The organism is Variovorax sp. PBL-H6 (assembly GCF_901827155.1).
Lineage (GTDB): Bacteria > Pseudomonadota > Gammaproteobacteria > Burkholderiales > Burkholderiaceae_C > Variovorax.
This window is the reverse complement of record NZ_LR594659.1, coordinates 1,287,076-1,306,137: the sequence shown is the minus strand read 5'-3', so window position 1 is coordinate 1,306,137 and position 19,062 is coordinate 1,287,076. Positions and strand designations below refer to the sequence as shown.

The window sequence follows — 19,062 nt, the reverse complement described above, 5'->3', positions numbered from 1 at the left end:
CGCGGCCGCCGCCAGCCGTACCAGAAGCCCGCGCAGGTCGGAATGCCAAGTGCGACCCAGGCCACTGCATCGCCCAGTCCGCCATCGCTGAAGAGCGCCGACACCAAGCCGACGGACGTGAGCACGCCCAGCAGGGTCGGCCACCCCACAGGTGCCAGAAAGGATGGCGCGGCTTCGTCATGACCTCGCCTTCGCCGTCACGCCCGGGCGTGCCCTCGGGGCCGCTTGCGTGCCCTGCCCCGGTACAACTGGCGTCACCCCGGCAGGCACGGCCTTGCCGCGCCTGAGCCATAGGTAGAGGCCACTGCCCAGCACGACATCGCCACCATCATCTCGTACTGCCAGTACTTGATCACCAGGTCGGCCCACGTGTTGATCATGCCGGTGGCGCCCACGGTGAATCACGCCCAACCTCGACGTCACGGCGCACTACAACTACACCGAACTCGACGAGCAGCTCGGTCAGAAGCCGCCGCGCTGAAGGCGATGCTGCGGCTGGCGGGCTCGTACTTGACCTCGACCTCCCACTGCTCGCCGCGCAGCGGCGTGAACACGTGGCCCTGCCGCGGGGACTGCGGGCCAATCCCGGCTCGATCTGCTGCGCAACGAAGCTGCGAGCGGCGATGAGTTTTCGAAGCGGGCACTCCCCAAGGCTCTGCTGGACAAGTTCGACTCGACGGGCGACCGGATGACCTCTACGAGGCCATGATTTGGGTGGACAGGCGCTGGGACATTCACGGTGAACAGGAACGGGCTGCACGCATCGTGGACCGCTGCTGCGGACACCGCGTGGTGCGATGGCACCGGCGCTGCGCCTTGGGCGAGTGACGGCGGTAGCCCCCGCTAAACGTTCTCGGAGGCTCTTGAAAGCGTCAGATTTGCGCTTATCATTAGCACTCGCTGAAGAGGAGTGCTAACAACATTCCGCTTCCGTGGCCAGGCAGGCGGCCCCCAGCCGCCGCCCAAAAACCGAACCCCGTTTCTTATCCAGGAGATGAAATGAAACTTCGTCCTTTGCACGATCGCGTGATCGTCAAGCGCATTGAAAGCGAAACCAAGACCGCCTCGGGCATCGTGATCCCCGACAACGCCGCCGAGAAGCCCGACCAGGGCGAAGTCCTGGCCGTCGGACCTGGCAAGAAGAACGACAAGGGCGACCTGATCGCCCTGAACATCAAGGTCGGCGACCGTGTGCTGTTCGGCAAGTACAGCGGCCAGACCGTCAAGGTCGAGGGCGACGAGCTGCTGGTCATGAAGGAAGACGACCTGTTCGCGGTCGTCGAAACGAAGTGATTTTGCGGGACAGACCCGGCGAGCGCAAAGCGATCGACTGCTCTGTCCCCAACTGACCAAGTCAACATTTTTTCGGAGAAATCTCATGGCAGCAAAAGACGTAGTCTTCGGCGGCGAAGCCCGCGCACGCATGGTCGAAGGCGTGAACATCCTGGCCAATGCGGTCAAGGTGACCCTGGGCCCCAAGGGCCGCAACGTGGTGCTCGAGCGCTCCTTCGGCGCCCCCACCGTGACCAAGGACGGTGTGTCCGTGGCCAAGGAAATCGAGCTCAAGGACAAGCTCCAGAACATGGGCGCTCAGCTCGTGAAGGAAGTGGCCTCCAAGACCTCGGACAACGCCGGTGATGGCACCACCACCGCGACCGTGCTGGCCCAGGCCATCGTGCGCGAAGGCTTCAAGTACGTGGCCGCGGGCATGAACCCGATGGACCTGAAGCGCGGCATCGACAAGGCGGTCACCGCCCTGGTCGAAGAGCTCAGGAAGGCTTCGAAGGCCACCACCACCTCGAAGGAAATCGCCCAGGTCGGCTCGATCTCGGCCAACAGCGACGAAGCCATCGGCAAGATCATCGCGGACGCGATGGACAAGGTCGGCAAGGAAGGCGTGATCACCGTCGAAGACGGCAAGTCGCTGGACAGCGAGCTGGAAGTCGTCGAAGGCATGCAGTTCGACCGCGGCTACCTGTCGCCCTACTTCATCAACAATCCCGAAAAGCAAAGCGCGATTCTCGAAAACCCGTTCGTGCTGCTGTTCGACAAGAAGATCAGCAACATCCGCGACCTGCTGCCGACGCTCGAGCAAGTCGCCAAGGCCGGCCGTCCGCTGCTGATCATCGCCGAGGAAGTCGAAGGCGAAGCCCTCGCGACCCTGGTGGTGAATACCATCCGCGGCATCCTGAAGGTCGTGGCCGTCAAGGCGCCTGGCTTCGGCGACCGCCGCAAGGCCATGCTGGAAGACATCGCCATCCTGACGGGCGGCAAGGTCATCGCCGAAGAAGTGGGTCTGACGCTCGAGAAGGTGACGCTGGCTGACCTCGGCCAAGCCAAGCGCATCGAAGTGGGCAAGGAAAACACCATCATCATCGACGGCGCCGGCGCCGGTGCCGACATCGAAGCCCGCGTGAAGCAGATCCGCGTGCAGATCGAGGAAGCCACCAGCGACTACGACCGCGAGAAGCTGCAAGAGCGCGTGGCCAAGCTGGCCGGCGGCGTGGCGGTGATCAAGGTTGGCGCCGCCACCGAAGTCGAGATGAAGGAAAAGAAGGCGCGCGTCGAAGACGCCCTGCACGCCACCCGCGCTGCAGTGGAAGAAGGCGTGGTGGCCGGCGGCGGCGTGGCGCTCCTGCGCGCCAAGCAAGCTGTGGGCGACAAGCTCAAGGGCGACAACGCTGATCAAGACGCCGGCATCCGCCTGGTGCTCAAGGCCATCGAAGCGCCGCTGCGCGAGATCGTGTTCAACGCCGGCGGCGAAGCCAGCGTGGTGGTGAACGCAGTTCTGGCCGGCAAGGGCAACTACGGCTTCAATGCGCAGAACGACACCTACGGCGACATGCTCGAGCTGGGCATCCTGGACCCGACCAAGGTGACCCGCACCGCACTTCAGAACGCCGCCTCGGTGGCCTCGCTGTTGCTGACGACGGAAGCCATGATCGCCGAAGCGCCGAAGGACGAAGCGCCTGCCGGCGGCGGCATGCCCGACATGGGCGGCATGGGTGGCATGGGCGGCATGGGCATGTAAGACGGCCCGGCACTTCAGCCAACAAAAAACCCCGCGGTGCGAACCGCGGGGTTTTTTTCATTGGGGCGCCGAAGCCTCAGGCGACGGCAAGCGGCGGTGCACCGTATTCGTTGCTCTCGGGTTGGCTCGGCTGCACGGCAAAGTACAGGAGCACCAAGTTCACCAGCGGGATCAGGCCCAGCAGCAGCCACCACCCGCTCTTGCCGATGTCGTGCAGGCGTCGCGCGCCGGCCGCCATCATCGGCAGCAGGAAGGCAAGGACCACGAGACCATAGAGGACCTGGTGGATGAAGCCGGCCACGATCGCCGCGATCACGTAGGCCAGCACGAACCACCAGTATTCGGACCGCGAAGCGCGGCCGCTGAAGTCCACGTATTTGCTGAAGCAGGTCTTGACGGCTTCTTGAAAATTCATCGAACAGCTCCTCTTTATAGTTCCCACGGGAAAACTCCCGCGGCCATCATAAAGGGCGGTTCACCGGCCTTGATGACTCGGCGCAGGCTAGCGCAGCCGCGCCAGCAGCCCGGCCGTCGAGGCATCGATGCCTGTCGTGTCGCCGGAGGCGAGGCGCGGCTCGATGTCCTTGGCAAGCACCTTGCCGAGCTCCACGCCCCACTGGTCGAAGCTGTTGATCCCCCACAACGCGCCGCTGGTGAACACGCGGTGCTCGTACATCGCGAGGAAGGCGCCCAGCGCCTCGGGATTCAGCTGGTCGAAGACGAAGAAGCTGCTCGGCCGATTTCCGGGAAAGTTACGGTGCCCGCCGGCGTCCTGCTTGCCGATCATCAGTGCCTGCGCCTGCGCGAGCGCATTGGCCAGCAGCTTGGGATGATGGCCTTCCAGGTCATGTGCCGGCTCGCGCACGGCGATGAACTCCAGCGGGATCACGTCCGTGCCCTGGTGCAGCATCTGGAAGTAGGCATGCTGCCCGTTGGTGCCGGGTTCGCCCCACAGGACCGGCGAGGTGTCGAACGGCAGCGCGGCACCGCTCGCGTCGACCTGCTTGCCGTTGCTTTCCATTTCCAGCTGCTGCAGGTAGGCGGGCAAGCGCTGCAATGCGCTGTGGTAGGGCGCGATGCTGCGGCTCCTGAAGCGGTGGAAGTTGCGATACCAGACATCGATGAGCCCCAGGCGCACCGGCAGGTTCTGCGCCAGCGGGGCGCTGCGGAAATGCGCGTCCATCGCGTGCGCGCCGGCGAGCAGCCGGCGAAATCCGTCGGCGCCAATGGCCAGCGCGATCGGCAGCCCGATGGAGGACCACAGCGAATACCGCCCACCCACCCAATCCCAGAAGCCGAAGGTGGTTTCGATCCCGAAGGCACGCGCGGCCTCGACGTTGGTGGTGAGCGCGGCGAAGTGATGGGCGATGTCGGCATTGCCCGATTGCTCGAACCACCGCTTGGCCGAGTGGGCGTTGGCCATGGTCTCGGCCGTGGTGAAGGTCTTGGAGGCGATCAGGAACAGCGTGTGCTCGGGTGCCAGGCCGCGCAGCACGCTGGCCAGTTCGTGGCCATCGACGTTCGAGACGAAGTGAAAGCGCTTGCCCGGCGCCACGTAGGCATCGAGCGCGGGCACGGCCATCTGCGGGCCGAGGTCCGAGCCGCCGATGCCGATGTTGACCACGTCGGTGATGGTGTGGTCGGCGCGCACCTGCTCGGCATAGGCCAGCATGGCGTCGAGCGTGGCGTGCACCTGCGCCAGCTTGCCCGCCAGCGAGGGCAGAACCGCCATCGAGGCCGGCGCGCGCAGCAATGTGTGGAGCACGGCGCGGTCTTCGGTCGCGTTGATGTGTTCACCGGCAAACATGGCATCGCGATGTGCCTCGATGCCGGCTTCGCGGGCCAGCGCCAGCAACAGGGCTTCGGTCTTCGCGTCGATCAGGTTCTTCGACAGATCCGCGAAGAGGTGCGGTGCCGGTTGGCTGAAGACATCGAAGCGCTGCGGATCGGCGGCAAAGGCTCGGCGCAGATCGAACTCGCGGCCGCCCGCGTCGTAGTGCGCCTGCAGGCGGCCCCAAGCCGAAGTGCGGTCGCAACGCGTGCGGGTGCGGGTCATTCGATTTCCTCCATCAGCTTCTCCAGCTTGACCGCGTCGGCCGCGAAGGCGCGGATGCCTTCGGACAGCTTCTCGGTGGCCATCGCGTCTTCGTTGAGTGCGAAACGGAAAGCCGGCTCGTCCAGGACCAGCTTCGGAATGTCGAGTGCCTGAGCGGCATCGGCGTCGAGTGCATGCGCGAGCGGCGCTTCGCTGGCGGCGAGCTCGGACAGCAGCTCGGGGCTGATGGTCAGCAGATCGCAGCCTGCGAGCGCTGCGATCTGCCCCACGTTGCGGAAGCTGGCGCCCATCACCTCGGTCCGGATGCCGTGCTTCTTGTAGTACTCGAAAATCTGGCGTACCGACTGGACGCCCGGATCGTTGGCACCCGCGCGGGCCGCTTCGTCCCAGGCACTGCCGGCCGCCTTCTTGTGCCAGTCGTAGATGCGCCCTACGAAGGGGGAGATCAGCTGCACGCCCGCCGCGCCGGACGCCACCGCCTGAGCAAAGGAGAACAGCAGCGTGAGGTTGGTGTGGATGCCCTTCTGCTCCAGCTGGCGCGCTGCCTCGATGCCTTCCCAGGTGGCGGCGATCTTGATCAGCAAGTGCTTTTCGGTGTCGACGTCCTCGGCACGGTAGAGCGCGACGATCCGCTCGGCCCGCGCCACGGTGGCGCCGGTATCGAAGCTCAGCCGGGCATCGACTTCGGTCGAGACCCGGCCGGGAATGAGCGAGAGGATCTCGGTGCCGAAGCGCACCAGGAGGCGGTCGATGACCTCGTCGGTCGCGAGATGGCCGTGCTTCTTCACGGCCTCGTCGAGCAACGGCCGGTACTCCGCCTTCTGGACCGCCTTGAGGATGAGAGAAGGATTGGTGGTCGCGTCCTGGGGCTTGAACTGGGCCAGTTGGCGGAAATCGCCGGTATCGGCCACCACGGTGGTCCACTGGCGGAGGGCATCGAGTTGGTTCATGCGGCCATTATCCCGCCGCAAAACTACAGTTCGTGTGGTCCCCGGCTGACGACGCCGCTTCAGGCGCGCGCCTAAGGTCGGTCTCCTGACCGACTCAGAGGAATGCCCATGTTTACTCGCCGCCCCCAGTCCGCTGTGCCACAGCGCGTCGTCTTCGACGACCGAGTGCACAGCGCGTCCATCGGCACTCTGGCGACGGCTTTCTGCGTCGGCGGGGTGCTGACGCTGCTGGCGTTCACGACCGCCCGCGCGTCGCGAAGCGAGCGCGTGGCCGGCCCCGCCGACGGCGCGCCGTTGATGCGCGCGCCGTTGCAGGTGGTCGCGCCGGTCGATCTGCAGCGCTATGTGGGGCTGTGGCACGAGCAGGCGCGCCTGCCCAACCGGTTCGAGAAGAACTGCGCAGGCGAAGTCACGGCCGAATACACGCTGCTGGAGGACGGCAAGCTGCAGGTGCTCAATCGTTGCACGCTGCCGGATGGACGCCTCGAGGAATCACTCGGGGTCGCCCGCGTTGCACCGGTCGCCGGGCAGCCCGGCGCCGGCCGGCTGGAGGTGAGCTTTGCGCCCGACTGGATGCGCTGGCTTCCCCTGGTCTGGGGCGACTACTGGATCCTCAGGCTCGATCGGGACTATCAGGTGGCGCTGGTCGGGACGCCGGACCGAAAGTACTTGTGGGTACTGTCACGCGCACCGCGGCTGGACGATGCAGCGCTCGAAGCCGAACTCGATTACGCGCGCTCGCTGGGGTTCGAGGTCGACAGGATCGAGCGCACCGGCAAGTAGGCCGCCAGCTGCGAAGGCAGCGCACTCGGCGCCTCGCAGTGGATGGCCTCCCAGCCCAGTGCACGAGCCGCCGCTACATTGGCCGCGGAGTCGTCGATGAACACGGTGTCGGGCGCCTTCAGCCCATAGCGCGCTGCGAGCAGTTCGTAGATTTCGGGCTGCGGTTTGATCATGCGGACGTCGCCCGAGAAGACGCCACCGTCGAACCACTGAAAGAAATCATGGCGTTGCTCGAGCACGCGCGCGTAGGGTGCCGGCATGTTGGAGAGGTAGTAAAGCCGCAGCGCCTCCCCGGCATCGCGGCGCGCGCGCAGCGATGCGAGCAGCTCGATGGTGACGTCGATGGGCTCGAGGCGCTCGCCCATCGGCGCCAGCGTCGTGCTGAGCCGCTCCACGGGCAGCGAGAGGCGCAGCGCCATGCGCCCGATAGCGTCTTCCAGGCTGTGCGTGCCGCGGTCGAAGCCAAGCCAGTCCTCGTGATGGAACATCTCTTGCGCGAGCGCGTGCGCGGCCTGCGCAGTCGGCGTGTGCGGCGCGACGACCGCGTGCACCAGCGACACCGGCTCCCAGCTCAACAGCACCGCGCCGAGATCGAACACAACGTTCTTCATGCCTGCTCGTTCAAAAGAAAAGGGTCCCAAGGAACCGGCCCGAAGCTTAAGCGAAGTCGCCGCCGCAACAGCCTCCGTTACCATTCGGCGACGGGCTTCAGGCGCTGAGCATCACCACGACCACACGGATTGATCCATGAGTTTTGACCTTGTCCTATTCGGCGGTACCGGCGACCTCACCTGGCGCAAGCTGATGCCGGCGCTGTTCCAGGCCTTTCGTCACGGCAGTCTGCCCGAAGGTGGCCGGATCATCGGGGTGGCGCGCGACGAGCTGTCCGACGAGACCTACCGCGAGCTCATCCAGTCGCGCTTCGAGGCCGTCGAAGGCGCGAAGCGGCCGACTCCCGAGGAGTTCAAGCAGTTCGCTGCCCTGCTCCACTACCAGCGCATGGACCTGTCCCGGACGGAGGACTACGCGAAGCTCGCGGAGCTGCTCACGCAACGGGACGCGAGCACGGTCGTGATGTACCTGGCCACCGCCCCTGCCCTCTTCACCCAGGTGGTAGAACAAATTGCCGCCGCCGGGCTCAACGGTCCAAAGACGCGCGTGGTGCTGGAGAAGCCGCTGGGGCACGACCTGGCCTCCAACCGCGCCATCAACAAGGCGGTATGCAAGGTGCTGGCGGAGCACCAGGTGTTTCGCATCGACCACTACCTGGGCAAGCCGTCGGTACAGAACCTGTTCGCGATGCGCTTCGGCAATGCGCTGTTCGAGCCCATCTGGCGCCGCGAGCACATCGCCAACATCGAGATCACCATTGCCGAGGACCTCGGCATCGAGAAGCGCGGAGCGTTCTACGACCAGACCGGTGCGCTGCGCGACATGGTGCAGAACCACGCACTGCAGCTGGTCTGCGCGATCGCAATGGAGCCTCCGATCAACGCGCATGCAGATGCCATCCGAGACGAGAAGCTCAAGGTGCTGCGCGCGCTCAAGCCATGGACGGCGGAAGCCATCGGACTGCACGCGATCCGTGGACAGTACACCGCCGGCACGGCCTATGGCGAACGCGTGCCGGGATACCGGGAGCAGCAGGGCGTGGACCCGGAGAGCCGTACCGAGACCTTTGTCGCGCTGCGCACCGAAATCGCCAACTGGCGCTGGGCCGGCGTGCCGCTCTACATCCGAACCGGCAAGCGGCTGGCCTCGCGCGATGCGCACATTACGGTCAACTTCAAGCCGACGCCGCACGCCATCTTCCGGGCACCGCCCAATGCGTTCAACAAGCTGGTGATCAATCTGCAGCCCAGGGACGGCCTGGAACTGCACATGCTCGCCCAGGCGCAGGATGGCCGCCAGCGCAACGGCAACGCTCACCGCCACGCCGGGCCGCAGCTGGCGCCGGTTCAGCTGGACCTCGACTTCGACAAGCGCTTCGGCTCCGAGCGCGTGGGCGCCTACGAGCGCCTGCTGCTCGACGTGATCGACGGCCGGCTCAACCTCTTCGTGCGCAGCGACGAGCAGGAGGAAGCCTGGCGCTGGGTCGAGCCGCTGATCGACAGCTGGGCCTCGGAAGGATCACCGCGGCCCTATGCAGCGGGAACATGGGGCCCCAGCGCATCGAGCGCGATGATCGCGCGCGATGGGTTCGCCTGGAGCGAAGAGCAGTAACGACGGAACGTCCGCGCCCTTTGCGTGCGCACGGACGTATTCAGATCCGTCCTTCCTCCACGGCATGGCAGGCCACCTGCACGCCGCGCAGCATCTGCAGCGGCGGGCGCTCGGCCTTGCAGCGGGCGTTGGCATGCGGGCAGCGCGGGTGGAAGGTGCAGCCGGTGGGCGGGTCGAGCGGGTTGGGAACCTCGCCCTGCACGGGCGTGCGCGCCTCGCCCGCATGCTTCATTTTCGGGATGGCTTCGAGAAGCATCCGGGTGTAGGGATGCTGCGGCGCATTGAAAAGCGTCACCTTGTCGGCCACCTCGACCAGCCGGCCAAGATACATCACCCCAACCTGGTCGGCGACATGGCGCACAACGGCGAGGTTGTGGGAAATGAACAGATAGGTCAGGCCGAGTTCGCGCTGCAGGTCCTTCATGATGTTGAGCACCTGCGCCTGCACGCTGACGTCCAGGGCCGAAGTCGGCTCGTCGCACACCAGGAACTCGGGCTGTGTGGCGAGGGCCCGCGCAATGGAGATGCGCTGGCGCTGGCCGCCGGAGAACTGGTGTGGGTACTTCGTCATGTCGAGCGGGCTCAGCCCGACCGACTGCAGCAGCTCGCCGACGCGCCCCTTCAATGCAGGCCCCTCCTTCAGGATCTCGTGCTCGCGCAGCGGCTCGCCGACGATGTCCTGCACCAGCCACCGCGGGTTGAAAATGGCGTACGGGTCCTGAAAGATCATCTGGATGCGCCGGCGCAGCTTGCGGCCTTCGGCGCTCTTGAACGTGGCATGGGCGTCCTGCCCGTCGAAGTGCATGCCGCCGCGGGTGGGCTCGTAGAGGCCAACGAGCAGGCGCGCGACGGTGCTCTTGCCGCAACCGGATTCGCCGACCAGGGCCAGGGTCTTGCCGCGCTCGATGGAAAAGCTCACGCCGTCGACTGCGTGCAGCAGCAAACGCGGCTTGCGCTCGAGCATACGGTTGAGCCACGGCGGGGAGACGTCGAAGACCTTGGCGAGGTCCTGGGCGACCACGAGTGGCGCACTCATCGCTCAATCCCGTCGATGGTGGACATGCTGTGTGAGTCGTGCAGCCAGCAGGCGGCCCGTGTCGCGCCGGCGTTGAGCAGATCCGGCCGCTCGACCAGGCAGCGGTCGAAGACGCGCGGGCAGCGCGGGTTGTAGGCACAGCCGCGCGGGATGGCGTTCAGGCGCGGCATGGCGCCGTCGATCTGGTTGAGGCGTTCGCGATCCATCGTCATGTCGGGGATGGCGGCCATCAGGCCCGAGGTGTAGGGATGCGCCGGCTGGTGGATCACCTCCTGCACCGGGCCGATTTCGGCAATGCGGCCGGCGTACATCACGGCCACGCGGTCGCAGGTTTCGGCGATCACGCCCATGTCGTGGGTGATCAGCATGACCGCCGCGCCACGCTCCTTGCAGATGCGCTTGAGCAGCCCGATGATCTGCGCCTGGATCGACACGTCCAGCGCGGTGGTCGGCTCGTCCGCCACGATCAGCTTGGGCTCGGCGGCCAGCGCAAGGGCGATCACGACGCGCTGGCGCATGCCACCGGAGAACTGGTGCGGATAGTGGTCGATGCGCTGCGCGGCGCCGGGAATGCCGGTGTCTTGCAGGAGCCCGATCGCACGCCGGCGTGCCTCTTCCTCGCTCACGGGCAGATGCGTTCGAATGGTTTCGGTCAGTTGTCGCCCGATGGTGTAGAGCGGATTCAGCGAGGTCAGCGGATCCTGGAAGATGGCGCCGATCTTGCGACCGCGGATATGGCGCATGGCCTCGTGGCCCAGGTTGTCGATGCGTTGGCCTTCCAGCACGATCTGGCCCGCGGCCACGCGCCCGGGCGGCTCCAGCAGGCCGATGATGGCCGCCCCCGTCAGGGACTTGCCCGCGCCCGACTCGCCCACCACGCCGAGGATCTCGCCCGGCTCGATCTCGAAGCTGATGTCGTCCAGCGCGCGCAGCGTGCCGCGGCGATGCGGGAATTCAACGATAAGGTTGCGGACTTGCAGAAGACTCATTCGAATGTGCTTCCTGGCTTCAGCGCAGTCGCGGGTTGAGCGCGTCGCGCAACCAGTCGCCGAGAAGGTTCACGCTCAGCGCGATCAGGACCAGCATCAGGCCTGGAAATACGGTGATCCACCACTCGCCCGAGAACAGGTAGTCGTTGCCGACCCGGATCAGGGTGCCCAGGGAGGGCGACGTAGGCGGCACACCGACACCCAAAAACGACAGTGTCGCCTCCGTGATGATTGCCGTGGCCACCTGGATGGTGGCCAGCACCAGCACCGGGCCCAGCACGTTCGGCAGCACGTGCCGGCGCATGATGCGAATCGGCGCGACGCCTGTCACGCGCGCCGCCTGCACGTACTCCTTGTTGCGCTCGACCATGGTCGAGCCGCGCACCGTGCGCGCGTACTGCACCCAGCCGGTGAGCGAGATCGAGATGATCAGCACGCCAAAGGCCACCGTGTCGTGCGCATTCGGGAACAAAGCGCGCCCGACGCCGGCGATCAGCAGTGCAACCAGGATGGGCGGGAAGGACAACATCACGTCGCACACGCGCATCAGGAAGGCATCGAGCCATCCGCCCCAGAAGCCGGCCAGCAGCCCCAGCAGCACGCCGACCGCGACGGACAGCACCACCGAGACCAAGCCGACGACCAGCGAGATGCGTGCACCGTAGATCAGGGCCGAAAGTATGTCGCGGCCCTGGTCGTCGGTACCCAGCAGGTACTTGGTCGTGCCGTCGGCATTCCAGGCTGGGGGCAGGCGCGCATCGCCTAACTCCAGTGCGGCAAGGTCGAAGGGATTGTGCGGCGACACCCATCCCGCGAAGACCGAACAGAAGATGCAGACGAAGGCAATCGCCGCTGCGAGCATTGCAACGGGCGAGGTGCGGAAGCTGTAGCCGACGTCGCTGTCGAGCCAGCGGGCCAGTGTCTTTTTCATCGAGAGGCCTAAAAAGCGGGCCTGCGTCGCAGGCCCTCGAAAACACCTTTCCGTTTGGCGTTCAGGGCTTGGCGGGCGCCTGGATGCTCATCCACTTGAAAGGCATGAAGTTGTCAGCCCGCTGCGTCAATGCGACCTGCTTGCTCACGCCCCATGCCAGCGACTGCTGATGCAACGGCAGGTGCCCGATATCGTCGGCGTGGATCGCGAAGGCTTCCTTGATCATCGCCATGCGCTCGTTCTTGTCGGTGCTCGACTTGATCTTTCCGATCAGCTCGTCGAGCTTGGGGTTGCAATACGAGCCGAGGTTGAACTGGCCGTCGCCCGTCTTGTCGTCGGGGCAGCGCATCAACGCGTCGAGTGCGTTGTGCGCGTCATAGGTGGTCGGCGTCCAGCCGAGCAGATAGAAGCTGGTGTCGCGACGCAGGATCTTGGGGAAATACGTGCCCTTGGTCTCGGCCGCGAGATTGATCTTCACCCCGATCCGCGCGAGGTTCGCGGCTACCGCTTGGCAGATCTGACCATCGTTGACATAGCGGTCGTTGGGGCAATTCATCGTCACCTCGAAACCGTTCGGGTAGCCCGCATCCGCCAGCAACTTCTTGGCGCCATCGACGTCTTGCGGCAGGCGCTTGTCCTGCGCCTCGGTCCAGCCATTGATGCCGGGGCCGACCATCAGCGCCGTGGGTCGAGAGGCGCCGCGCATCACGGTGCGCTGGATTCCGTTGATGTCGATGGCCTGGTAGAAGGCTTGGCGCACGCGCTTGTCCTTGAACGGGTTCTTGCCCTTGACACTCGAATACAGCAGCTCGTCGCGCTTCTGGTCCATGCCCAGGAAGATGGTGCGGAGCTCGGGGCCGACCACGACCTGCGCGTTCGGGCTGGCATTGATGCGCGCGATGTCCTGCACCGGCACGGGCTCCATCACGTCGATCTCGCCCGACATCAGGGCCGCGACGCGCGTTGCCGAATTGGCAATAGGGGTGAAGATCACCTCTTGCACGTTGCCGTCGATCTTGCCCCAGTAGGTGGGGTTGCGCACGAACACCGTACGCACATTGGGCTGGCGCTCGCGCACGCGGAAAGGCCCGGTGCCATTGGCCTTGAAGGAGGCGGTGTTCTCGATGCCCTTGCGGCGGTCGACGGGCTTCTCTGCCTTGTTTTCCTCGCACCACTTCTTGCTCATGATCGCAAGGTCCGACAGGACGTCCGGGAGGATCGGGAACGGCCCTTTGGTCTCGATGTCGATCGCGTGGTCGTTGACCTTGCGAACTTCCTTGATGTCGTTCACCTTGGCCTTCACGTCCGAGCCGTCGCCGGCCGCACGCGCGATGCTGAAGAGGACGTCGTCGGCGGTGAAAGGCGTGCCGTCGTGGAACTTGACGTTCTTGCGCAGTTCGAAGCGCCACACGGTCGGCGACGTCTGCCGCCAGGAGGTGGCCAGCGAGGGCGCGAGACTCAGATCCTTGTTGCGGTCGGTCAGCGCATCGTACGCATTGAGGTCGACCGAGAGCTGCAGCGACTCGTTGAGCGAGTGCGGATCGAGAGAGAGTGCATCCCCCTGATTCGCCACACGGATCGTCTGCGCCCCCACCGGCAGGCAGAGTGTGCCCAGCGCGGAAATGACGGCCATCGCGGCCAGCTTGTTTCTCAGGTTCATGGAAGCACTCCTCGGGTTGGAAAGACTCAAGACACCGCTGACGTGGCCACGCCTGTGGTGGCGGGCGGGTCTGCGGCGTTCAGGGGCATGCCCTGCTCGATCAGGCCGGCATGCAAGGCGGCGCCGAGCGGCAGGATTTCATCGTTGAAGTCGTAGCGGCTGTTGTGCAGGAATGCGCCGCCCCGTGCATCCTGGCCAATGCGCAAATAGGCGCCGGCCTTCTTCTGCAGCATAAAGGAGAAGTCCTCCGCTCCCATGCTTGGCTCCATGTTGCGCTCGACGTTGTGCGCACCTACCAGGGATTGCGCGACATCGCCGGCGAACATTGCCTCGGGCGCGGTGTTGATGGTGGCGGGGTAGATGCGCTCGAACTTCACCTGCGCGGTGGCCCCGAAACCGGCCGCGACCGCGGAGCACAGCTCCACCAGCCGCTGCTCGATCTGTGCCTGCACGCGCACGCTGAAGGTGCGCACCGTGCCCACCAGGGTCGCCTTGCCGGGCACCACGCTCATCGCGCCAAGGTCGCCCGCCTGCACAGCGCAGATGCTGATCACGGCCGCATCGATGGGCCGCACATTGCGCGAGACGATGGTCTGCACCGCGGTAATGATATGGGCCGAGACCAGCACAGGGTCGACGGTGAGGTAGGCATGGGCGCCGTGGCCACCCTTGCCCTCGATCTCGATGGTGATGCGGTCGGCTGCCGCCATCATGGCGCCGCGGTTGATTCCTACCGTGCCGGCAGGCAGGCCGGGCCAGTTGTGCATCGCGTAGACCGCGCTGACGGGGAAACGGTCGAACAAGCCGTCCTCGATCATTGCGCGTGCGCCGGCGAAGCCCTCCTCCCCTGGCTGGAAGATCAGGACGGCCGTCCCGTCGAAGTCGCGGGTTTCGGCCAGGTAGCGCGCGGCGCCGACCAGCATGGCGGTATGGCCGTCGTGGCCGCAGCCGTGCATCAGGCCCTTGTTCGCGGAGCGCCAGCCGAAGTCGTTGTCCTCGCACATCGGCAGCGCGTCCATGTCGGCGCGCAGGCCGATCATGCGGCCGCTGGCGGTGGAACGCCCGCGGATCACACCGACGACGCCCGTCTTGCCGATGCCGGGATGGATCTCGTCGACACCGCACGCCCTCAGCGACTCCTGCACGCGACCGGAGGTGTAGAGTTCCTCGAAGCCGAGCTCGGGATGCACATGCAGGTCGCGTCGGAAGGCAGTGATCTCCGGATGGAAGCGGGCGATGTGCGCAAAGGCCCGTCCTGAGGCTTGATAGCAAAGGGCGTTCATCGTCAATGCCCTCCTGCCCTGCCGATGCGCAATCGCGGGTCAACCACGAAGTACAGCAGGTCCACGACCAGGTTGATGACGACGAAGATCAGTGCGATCAGGCACAGGTAGGCAGCCATGACTGGAATATCTGCGAAGGTGACGGCTTGGATGAAGAGCAGGCCCATGCCGGGCCACTGGAACACCGACTCAGTGATGATGGCGAAGGCGATCAGTCCGCCCAACTGCAGGCCAGTGATGGTCATGACCGGCACCAGCGTGTTTTTGAGCGCGTGCCCGAAATGAATGGCGCGGTCCGAGAGGCCGCGAGCTCGCGCGAACTTGATGTAGTCGGTGCGCAGGACCTCCAGCATCTCGGCGCGCACCAGCCGCAGGATCAACGTGAGCTGGAAGATCGCGAGCGTCACCGCCGGTAGCACGATGTGCATCCAGCCGTCAGCGCTTAGAAGGCCGGTGCTCCACCAACCCAACTGCACCGTCTCACCTCGCCCGAAGCTGGGAAACCAGCCGAGCAGCACGGCGAAGACCAGGATCAGCAGGATGCCGATCAAGAAGGTGGGAAGCGAAACGCCCAGCAGCGAGATCATCATGAACAGCTGGCTCATGAAGGTGCCCCGCCGCAACGCCGTGTAGACACCCATCGGGACGCCGATCGCCAGAGCCAGGAAGGCGGCAACCAGCGCGAGCTCCAGTGTTGCTGGGAATCGTTCGCCGATCAGTCGCGACACTTTGCTGCCCAGCCGCAGGCTGAGCCCGAACTCGCCTTGCGACGCGTTGACCAGGAAATGCCAGAACTGGACGAAGAAGGGCTTGTCCAGGCCGAGTGCGGCGCGCAGCTCGCGGATCTGCTCGGGCCTCGCATCCTGACCGAGCAGGAACACCACGGGATCGCCCACGTACTGGAATAAGAGGAAGGCGATGAAAGCGACCGCGACCATGACGATCACGGCCTGTATCAGGCGACGCAGTACGAAAGCAATCATTCAGCAGGGCACGTGTTCAATGATGCTAGCAGAGCAAGCGGTATGCCCAAGAGGTGATTCCCCGGGGTGTAGCCCTCTTGAGATCGCCAGGAAAGCAGGCGAGCTTGTCGACATCCATTCACCCCGATCGGCCGCCAGTCGAGCCGACAGGGCCCCGGTCGAGGAATATCCCAGTTCGCGAAAGCCGGGAAAAGAAAAAAGCCGCCCGACTTTCGTCGGACGGCTTTCAAGAACTTCCCGTTCGAAGCTGGCTTACGCCAGCCTCAGATCAGAAAGCGTGACGGATACCGAAGTCGTAACCCGTCGAAGTCTTCGGAGCATACGAAGCGCCGCCGAAACTGGTCAGGAAGGTCGGGCCGCCCAAGCTCAGGGCAGCGCCATTCTTGTTGCGAACACGAGCCACCGTGGCGTACAGGGCCGTACGCTTCGACAGGTTGTGCACGTAGCCGATGGCAAACTTGTTGGCCTTCGGATCGTCGGTGGTGAAGAACGGGGTAGGCGTCAGGTTGAAGTCGTACTTGACAGCAGAGTACGCCACACGGATCAGGCCGGGACCGACAGGCACGGTCGCGCCGAGCAGCCAACCCTTCAGGTCGATGTCAGTCGGGGCGAAGAGGAAGGCGCTTTCGACGTCAACTTCGTTCTTGGCCTTCGAGTATTCACCGAAGAGCTTCACGACGCCGAAGTCGTAGGAAGCGCCGAGATTGAAGGTCTTGACCGCGGTCGTGGTACCTGCGTAGAAGGCATCGCCGACCGTGCTGTTGCCATAGGAGGCAGCAACGTCCAGCGGGCCGTTGGCGTAGCCGAAGCGGCCACCGACGTAACGACCAGTGCGCTGGGTGTTCAAGCCAGTGGTGAGCGTGCCCGGGGTCGCGTTACCCGGATCGTACTTGTCACGCTCGTTGAAGCCGTACATCACCTGGCCATAGAAGCCACCGAGGTTCGGGGGCAGGAAGTAGCCGACGGTGTTGCTGGCACGAACGTAGTTGCTGCCGGTCACGTTGGTGAAGCCGGGGACGCTGGTCGTCCCGCCGCCATTCCACGCGCCGAACGAGCTGTTCGCGGTGCTGATCAGGTTGGTGCCGACGCCATTGGTGCCGAACGGATCGAACACGGTGTCATTCCAGAACGTCGGGGTGTAGTCACGGCCCAGACGAACTTCACCGAAACCGCCCGACAGGCTCACGGTCGAGCGACGAGCAAAGGTAGCGATGCCTTCCTGGCCGTTATCGTTGCTGATGGGGGCTTCGAGCCAGAAGCTGGCAGCCAGGCCACCACCGAGATCTTCCGTGCCACGGAAGCCCAGACGGCTGGAGTTGTAGCCTGAGTTGCGCAGCTCACTGCGGCTAACCTTGACGCTGCCCGGCAGGAACGGGGTGGTCAGCGACGGGACGGCGAGGTCCGACTTGTTCGAGTAGCCGCTGACAGCGGCGTCAACCACGCCGAACAGCGTCACGGACGACTGCGCCGAGGCAACGCCGGCAACAGCCAGAGCAGCCAAGGCAACTAGAGATTTTTTCATTGCAAGTTTCTCCAAGGTTAAACATAGGGCTCCGGTGCGAAGGGCTCACCGTGACTGGCACTTCTGTGCTCCCACCGGACCCCGGGCCAACCTCCTTTTGGGAAGTTGTCGCTATTGCACCAGAGCCGCTTCGTCTGGGCAAAACAATTCTCCCGAAAACGCGGCGCGCTTCGCCGTTTCGTTGCACTCGTGCAACAAAGCACCAAGCACCTGCAAGATCCCGCGATATGAAACAAAACCTCTCGGGTCAAAGTAATGTTGCGCATGCGTTCCAATCGCTCCATGACTCCTTCCTTCGATGCTCTCCTCGGTACTGCGGATTTGGCCCTGCGTACCTTGTTTGCCAAACCCCATGCGACTCGCGCCTTGCCGCAGCCCGCCGGACCCGGCAGCGAGCTCAGCCAAACCGAGCGCCGCGAAGCCGGCGCATTGATGCGCGTGAATCACGTCGGAGAGGTGTGTGCCCAAGCCTTGTACACGGCGCAGGCTGCGGTCACGCGGGACCCGAAGTTACGTGCGCACTTCGACGAGGCTGCGCGAGAGGAAACGGATCATCTCGCCTGGACGCAGCAGCGGCTCGACGAACTGGGCGCGCGCACCTCGGCGCTGAATCCGCTCTGGTACCTGGGCGCTTTCGGACTCGGTCTCATGGCCGGGCGGCTCGGCGATCCCTTGAGCTTGGGATTCGTCGCAGAGACCGAGCGGCAGGTCGAGGCCCATCTGGACAGCCACCTCGACCGGCTACCTGCGGGCGATACAGCCTCGCGCGCGGTGGTCAACCAGATGAAGCTGGACGAGGCGCGTCATGCGGCACAGGCCTGGAGCGCCGGCGCGCAGGAATTACCGGCGCCAGCCAAGGCCCTCATGCGCCTCGCGTCCCGCGTGATGACCACCGTCGCCCACCGCATATGAAGGGCGTCGGCACCGCGCTCATGTCTCGATGAGATCGAAGCTGGTCGTGATCTCGGCCGTCTTGGCCAACATGACGCTTGCAGAGCAGTAAGTGTCGTGGCTGAGCGCAATCGCACGCTCGACGGCCGCAGCTGGAATACTCTTGCCAGCCACAGTGAAGTGCATGTGGATCTTGGTGAAGACCTTCGGATCTTTCTCTGCTCGCTCGCTGCTCAGCTTGACGCTGACGCGCTCGACCTGATGCCGCCCTCGCTTCAGGATCAGCACCACGTCGTATGCGGTGCACCCGCCGGTGCCGGCCAGCACCGTTTCCATCGGCCGGGCGGCCAGGTTCCGGCCGCCGTTCTCCGGCTTCGCAGTATCCGGCGCGCCGTCCATCGTCAGGACATGGCCGCTGCCGGTCTCGGCGACGAAACCCATGGCCGACAGCGTTCCCGCGCCGCCGGTCCAGCTCACTGTGCATTCCATCCTTGCAGACTCCAGAGTCACGACGCTCAGCGAGGAAGATCACGCTGCCGTCGATTTGTGTTGGAAAAGCGTCACTGCCTTGTTGCAATGCAACAAAGAGTCGATATACTTTATTTCATCGCACACGGAAACGTGTGTACCAGTTGTCTCCTCCACCCTCCCAATTGGTGGATTTAGCCCCGAGCCGCAAGGCCCGGGGCTTTTTTCTTGAGGCTGTGGCAGCGGAATGGCAGCC

Annotated in this window: 18 protein-coding genes; 5 read left to right on the top strand and 13 right to left on the bottom strand. The window is 64.9% G+C overall.

Annotation, left to right across the window (positions count from 1 at the left end; translation table 11 throughout):
- Positions 1 to 254: 254 nt before the first annotated feature.
- A complete protein-coding gene (locus G3W89_RS33470; protein WP_269474943.1) occupies positions 255 to 380 on the bottom strand; it encodes a hypothetical protein in 126 nt (41 codons plus the stop codon).
- A gap of 619 nt (positions 381 to 999) precedes the next feature.
- Here G3W89_RS33470 and groES point away from each other — a divergent pair.
- The gene (gene groES, locus G3W89_RS06180; protein WP_162573263.1) at positions 1,000 to 1,293 is read left to right on the top strand and encodes a co-chaperone GroES; all 294 of its coding nucleotides are present in this window, start codon (positions 1,000 to 1,002) and stop codon (positions 1,291 to 1,293) included.
- 85 nt (positions 1,294 to 1,378) lie between these two features.
- A complete protein-coding gene (gene groL, locus G3W89_RS06175; RefSeq protein WP_162573262.1) occupies positions 1,379 to 3,031 on the top strand; it encodes a chaperonin GroEL in 1,653 nt (550 codons plus the stop codon).
- A 76-nt stretch (positions 3,032 to 3,107) separates the two neighbouring features.
- Here the strand turns inward: groL and G3W89_RS06170 are convergent, their stop codons facing one another.
- From G3W89_RS06170 to tal, 3 genes are all read right to left on the bottom strand, one after another.
- A complete protein-coding gene (locus G3W89_RS06170; protein WP_162573261.1) occupies positions 3,108 to 3,446 on the bottom strand; it encodes a DUF805 domain-containing protein in 339 nt (112 codons plus the stop codon).
- Positions 3,447 to 3,533: 87 nt separating this feature from the next.
- On the bottom strand, positions 3,534 to 5,087 hold the full coding sequence (gene pgi / locus G3W89_RS06165) for a glucose-6-phosphate isomerase (protein ID WP_162573260.1): 1,554 nt from the start codon (positions 5,085 to 5,087) through the stop codon (positions 3,534 to 3,536).
- Entirely contained in the window at positions 5,084 to 6,037 is a 954-nt protein-coding gene (gene tal, locus G3W89_RS06160; RefSeq protein ID WP_162573259.1) for a transaldolase, read from the bottom strand. The genes pgi and tal overlap by 4 nt, the downstream gene beginning before the upstream one ends.
- 108 nt (positions 6,038 to 6,145) lie before the next feature.
- Here tal and G3W89_RS06155 point away from each other — a divergent pair, with 108 nt between their 5' ends.
- Positions 6,146 to 6,820 carry a lipocalin family protein gene (locus tag G3W89_RS06155; RefSeq protein ID WP_162573258.1) on the top strand — a complete coding sequence of 225 codons (675 nt, stop codon included), beginning with the start codon at positions 6,146 to 6,148 and terminating at the stop codon, positions 6,818 to 6,820.
- Here the strand turns inward: G3W89_RS06155 and G3W89_RS06150 are convergent.
- Positions 6,766 to 7,431: an HAD-IA family hydrolase gene (locus tag G3W89_RS06150; protein ID WP_162573257.1), complete on the bottom strand. Its 666-nt coding sequence runs from the start codon at positions 7,429 to 7,431 to the stop codon at positions 6,766 to 6,768. The two genes, G3W89_RS06155 and G3W89_RS06150, sit on opposite strands and share 55 nt — an antisense overlap.
- Before the next feature lie 136 nt (positions 7,432 to 7,567).
- Between G3W89_RS06150 and zwf the strand changes: the two genes are divergently transcribed.
- Positions 7,568 to 9,043: a glucose-6-phosphate dehydrogenase gene (gene zwf, locus G3W89_RS06145; RefSeq protein ID WP_162573256.1), complete on the top strand. Its 1,476-nt coding sequence runs from the start codon at positions 7,568 to 7,570 to the stop codon at positions 9,041 to 9,043.
- 40 nt (positions 9,044 to 9,083) lie between these two features.
- Here the strand turns inward: zwf and G3W89_RS06140 are convergent, their stop codons facing one another.
- The 7 genes from G3W89_RS06140 to G3W89_RS06110 all read right to left on the bottom strand — a co-directional run bounded on the left by G3W89_RS06140 (position 9,084) and on the right by G3W89_RS06110 (position 17,447).
- A complete protein-coding gene (locus tag G3W89_RS06140) occupies positions 9,084 to 10,079 on the bottom strand; it encodes an ABC transporter ATP-binding protein (protein ID WP_162573255.1) in 996 nt (331 codons plus the stop codon).
- Complete coding sequence (locus G3W89_RS06135) at positions 10,076 to 11,068, bottom strand: ABC transporter ATP-binding protein (RefSeq protein WP_162573254.1); 993 nt, start codon at positions 11,066 to 11,068, stop codon at positions 10,076 to 10,078. Before G3W89_RS06135 ends, G3W89_RS06140 begins: the two co-directional genes overlap by 4 nt.
- Positions 11,069 to 11,087: 19 nt before the next feature.
- Positions 11,088 to 11,999: an ABC transporter permease gene (locus tag G3W89_RS06130; RefSeq protein WP_162573253.1), complete on the bottom strand. Its 912-nt coding sequence runs from the start codon at positions 11,997 to 11,999 to the stop codon at positions 11,088 to 11,090.
- A gap of 61 nt (positions 12,000 to 12,060) precedes the next feature.
- Entirely contained in the window at positions 12,061 to 13,659 is a 1,599-nt protein-coding gene (locus G3W89_RS06125) for an ABC transporter substrate-binding protein (RefSeq protein WP_162573252.1), read from the bottom strand.
- A gap of 26 nt (positions 13,660 to 13,685) precedes the next feature.
- Positions 13,686 to 14,942, bottom strand: coding sequence for a M20 aminoacylase family protein (locus G3W89_RS06120; RefSeq protein ID WP_162573251.1), 1,257 nt, complete (start codon positions 14,940 to 14,942; stop codon positions 13,686 to 13,688).
- A gap of 2 nt (positions 14,943 to 14,944) precedes the next feature.
- Positions 14,945 to 15,925, bottom strand: coding sequence for an ABC transporter permease (locus G3W89_RS06115; RefSeq protein WP_162573250.1), 981 nt, complete (start codon positions 15,923 to 15,925; stop codon positions 14,945 to 14,947).
- Between the two features lie 268 nt (positions 15,926 to 16,193).
- Complete coding sequence (locus tag G3W89_RS06110) at positions 16,194 to 17,447, bottom strand: porin (RefSeq protein ID WP_162573249.1); 1,254 nt, start codon at positions 17,445 to 17,447, stop codon at positions 16,194 to 16,196.
- 282 nt (positions 17,448 to 17,729) lie between these two features.
- Here G3W89_RS06110 and coq7 point away from each other — a divergent pair, with 282 nt between their 5' ends.
- Entirely contained in the window at positions 17,730 to 18,359 is a 630-nt protein-coding gene (gene coq7, locus G3W89_RS06105; RefSeq protein ID WP_162573248.1) for a 2-polyprenyl-3-methyl-6-methoxy-1,4-benzoquinone monooxygenase, read from the top strand.
- An 18-nt stretch (positions 18,360 to 18,377) separates the two neighbouring features.
- Here the strand turns inward: coq7 and G3W89_RS06100 are convergent, their stop codons facing one another.
- Positions 18,378 to 18,827, bottom strand: coding sequence for an OsmC family protein (locus tag G3W89_RS06100; RefSeq protein ID WP_162573247.1), 450 nt, complete (start codon positions 18,825 to 18,827; stop codon positions 18,378 to 18,380).
- Positions 18,828 to 19,062 lie beyond the last annotated feature (235 nt).

Bases quoted from the DNA above. Each gene is read 5' to 3' on its own strand.
- G3W89_RS33470 (WP_269474943.1), bottom strand. From the start codon at position 380: ATGATCAACACGTGGGCCGACCTGGTGATCAAGTACTGGCAGTACGAG.
- groES (WP_162573263.1), top strand. From the start codon at position 1,000: ATGAAACTTCGTCCTTTGCACGATCGCGTGATCGTCAAGCGCATTGAA.
- groL (WP_162573262.1), top strand. From the start codon at position 1,379: ATGGCAGCAAAAGACGTAGTCTTCGGCGGCGAAGCCCGCGCACGCATG.
- G3W89_RS06170 (WP_162573261.1), bottom strand. From the start codon at position 3,446: ATGAATTTTCAAGAAGCCGTCAAGACCTGCTTCAGCAAATACGTGGAC.
- pgi (WP_162573260.1), bottom strand. From the start codon at position 5,087: ATGACCCGCACCCGCACGCGTTGCGACCGCACTTCGGCTTGGGGCCGC.
- tal (WP_162573259.1), bottom strand. From the start codon at position 6,037: ATGAACCAACTCGATGCCCTCCGCCAGTGGACCACCGTGGTGGCCGAT.
- G3W89_RS06155 (WP_162573258.1), top strand. From the start codon at position 6,146: ATGTTTACTCGCCGCCCCCAGTCCGCTGTGCCACAGCGCGTCGTCTTC.
- G3W89_RS06150 (WP_162573257.1), bottom strand. From the start codon at position 7,431: ATGAAGAACGTTGTGTTCGATCTCGGCGCGGTGCTGTTGAGCTGGGAG.
- zwf (WP_162573256.1), top strand. From the start codon at position 7,568: ATGAGTTTTGACCTTGTCCTATTCGGCGGTACCGGCGACCTCACCTGG.
- G3W89_RS06140 (WP_162573255.1), bottom strand. From the start codon at position 10,079: ATGAGTGCGCCACTCGTGGTCGCCCAGGACCTCGCCAAGGTCTTCGAC.
- G3W89_RS06135 (WP_162573254.1), bottom strand. From the start codon at position 11,068: ATGAGTCTTCTGCAAGTCCGCAACCTTATCGTTGAATTCCCGCATCGC.
- G3W89_RS06130 (WP_162573253.1), bottom strand. From the start codon at position 11,999: ATGAAAAAGACACTGGCCCGCTGGCTCGACAGCGACGTCGGCTACAGC.
- G3W89_RS06125 (WP_162573252.1), bottom strand. From the start codon at position 13,659: ATGAACCTGAGAAACAAGCTGGCCGCGATGGCCGTCATTTCCGCGCTG.
- G3W89_RS06120 (WP_162573251.1), bottom strand. From the start codon at position 14,942: ATGAACGCCCTTTGCTATCAAGCCTCAGGACGGGCCTTTGCGCACATC.
- G3W89_RS06115 (WP_162573250.1), bottom strand. From the start codon at position 15,925: ATGATTGCTTTCGTACTGCGTCGCCTGATACAGGCCGTGATCGTCATG.
- G3W89_RS06110 (WP_162573249.1), bottom strand. From the start codon at position 17,447: ATGAAAAAATCTCTAGTTGCCTTGGCTGCTCTGGCTGTTGCCGGCGTT.
- coq7 (WP_162573248.1), top strand. From the start codon at position 17,730: ATGACTCCTTCCTTCGATGCTCTCCTCGGTACTGCGGATTTGGCCCTG.
- G3W89_RS06100 (WP_162573247.1), bottom strand. From the start codon at position 18,827: ATGGAATGCACAGTGAGCTGGACCGGCGGCGCGGGAACGCTGTCGGCC.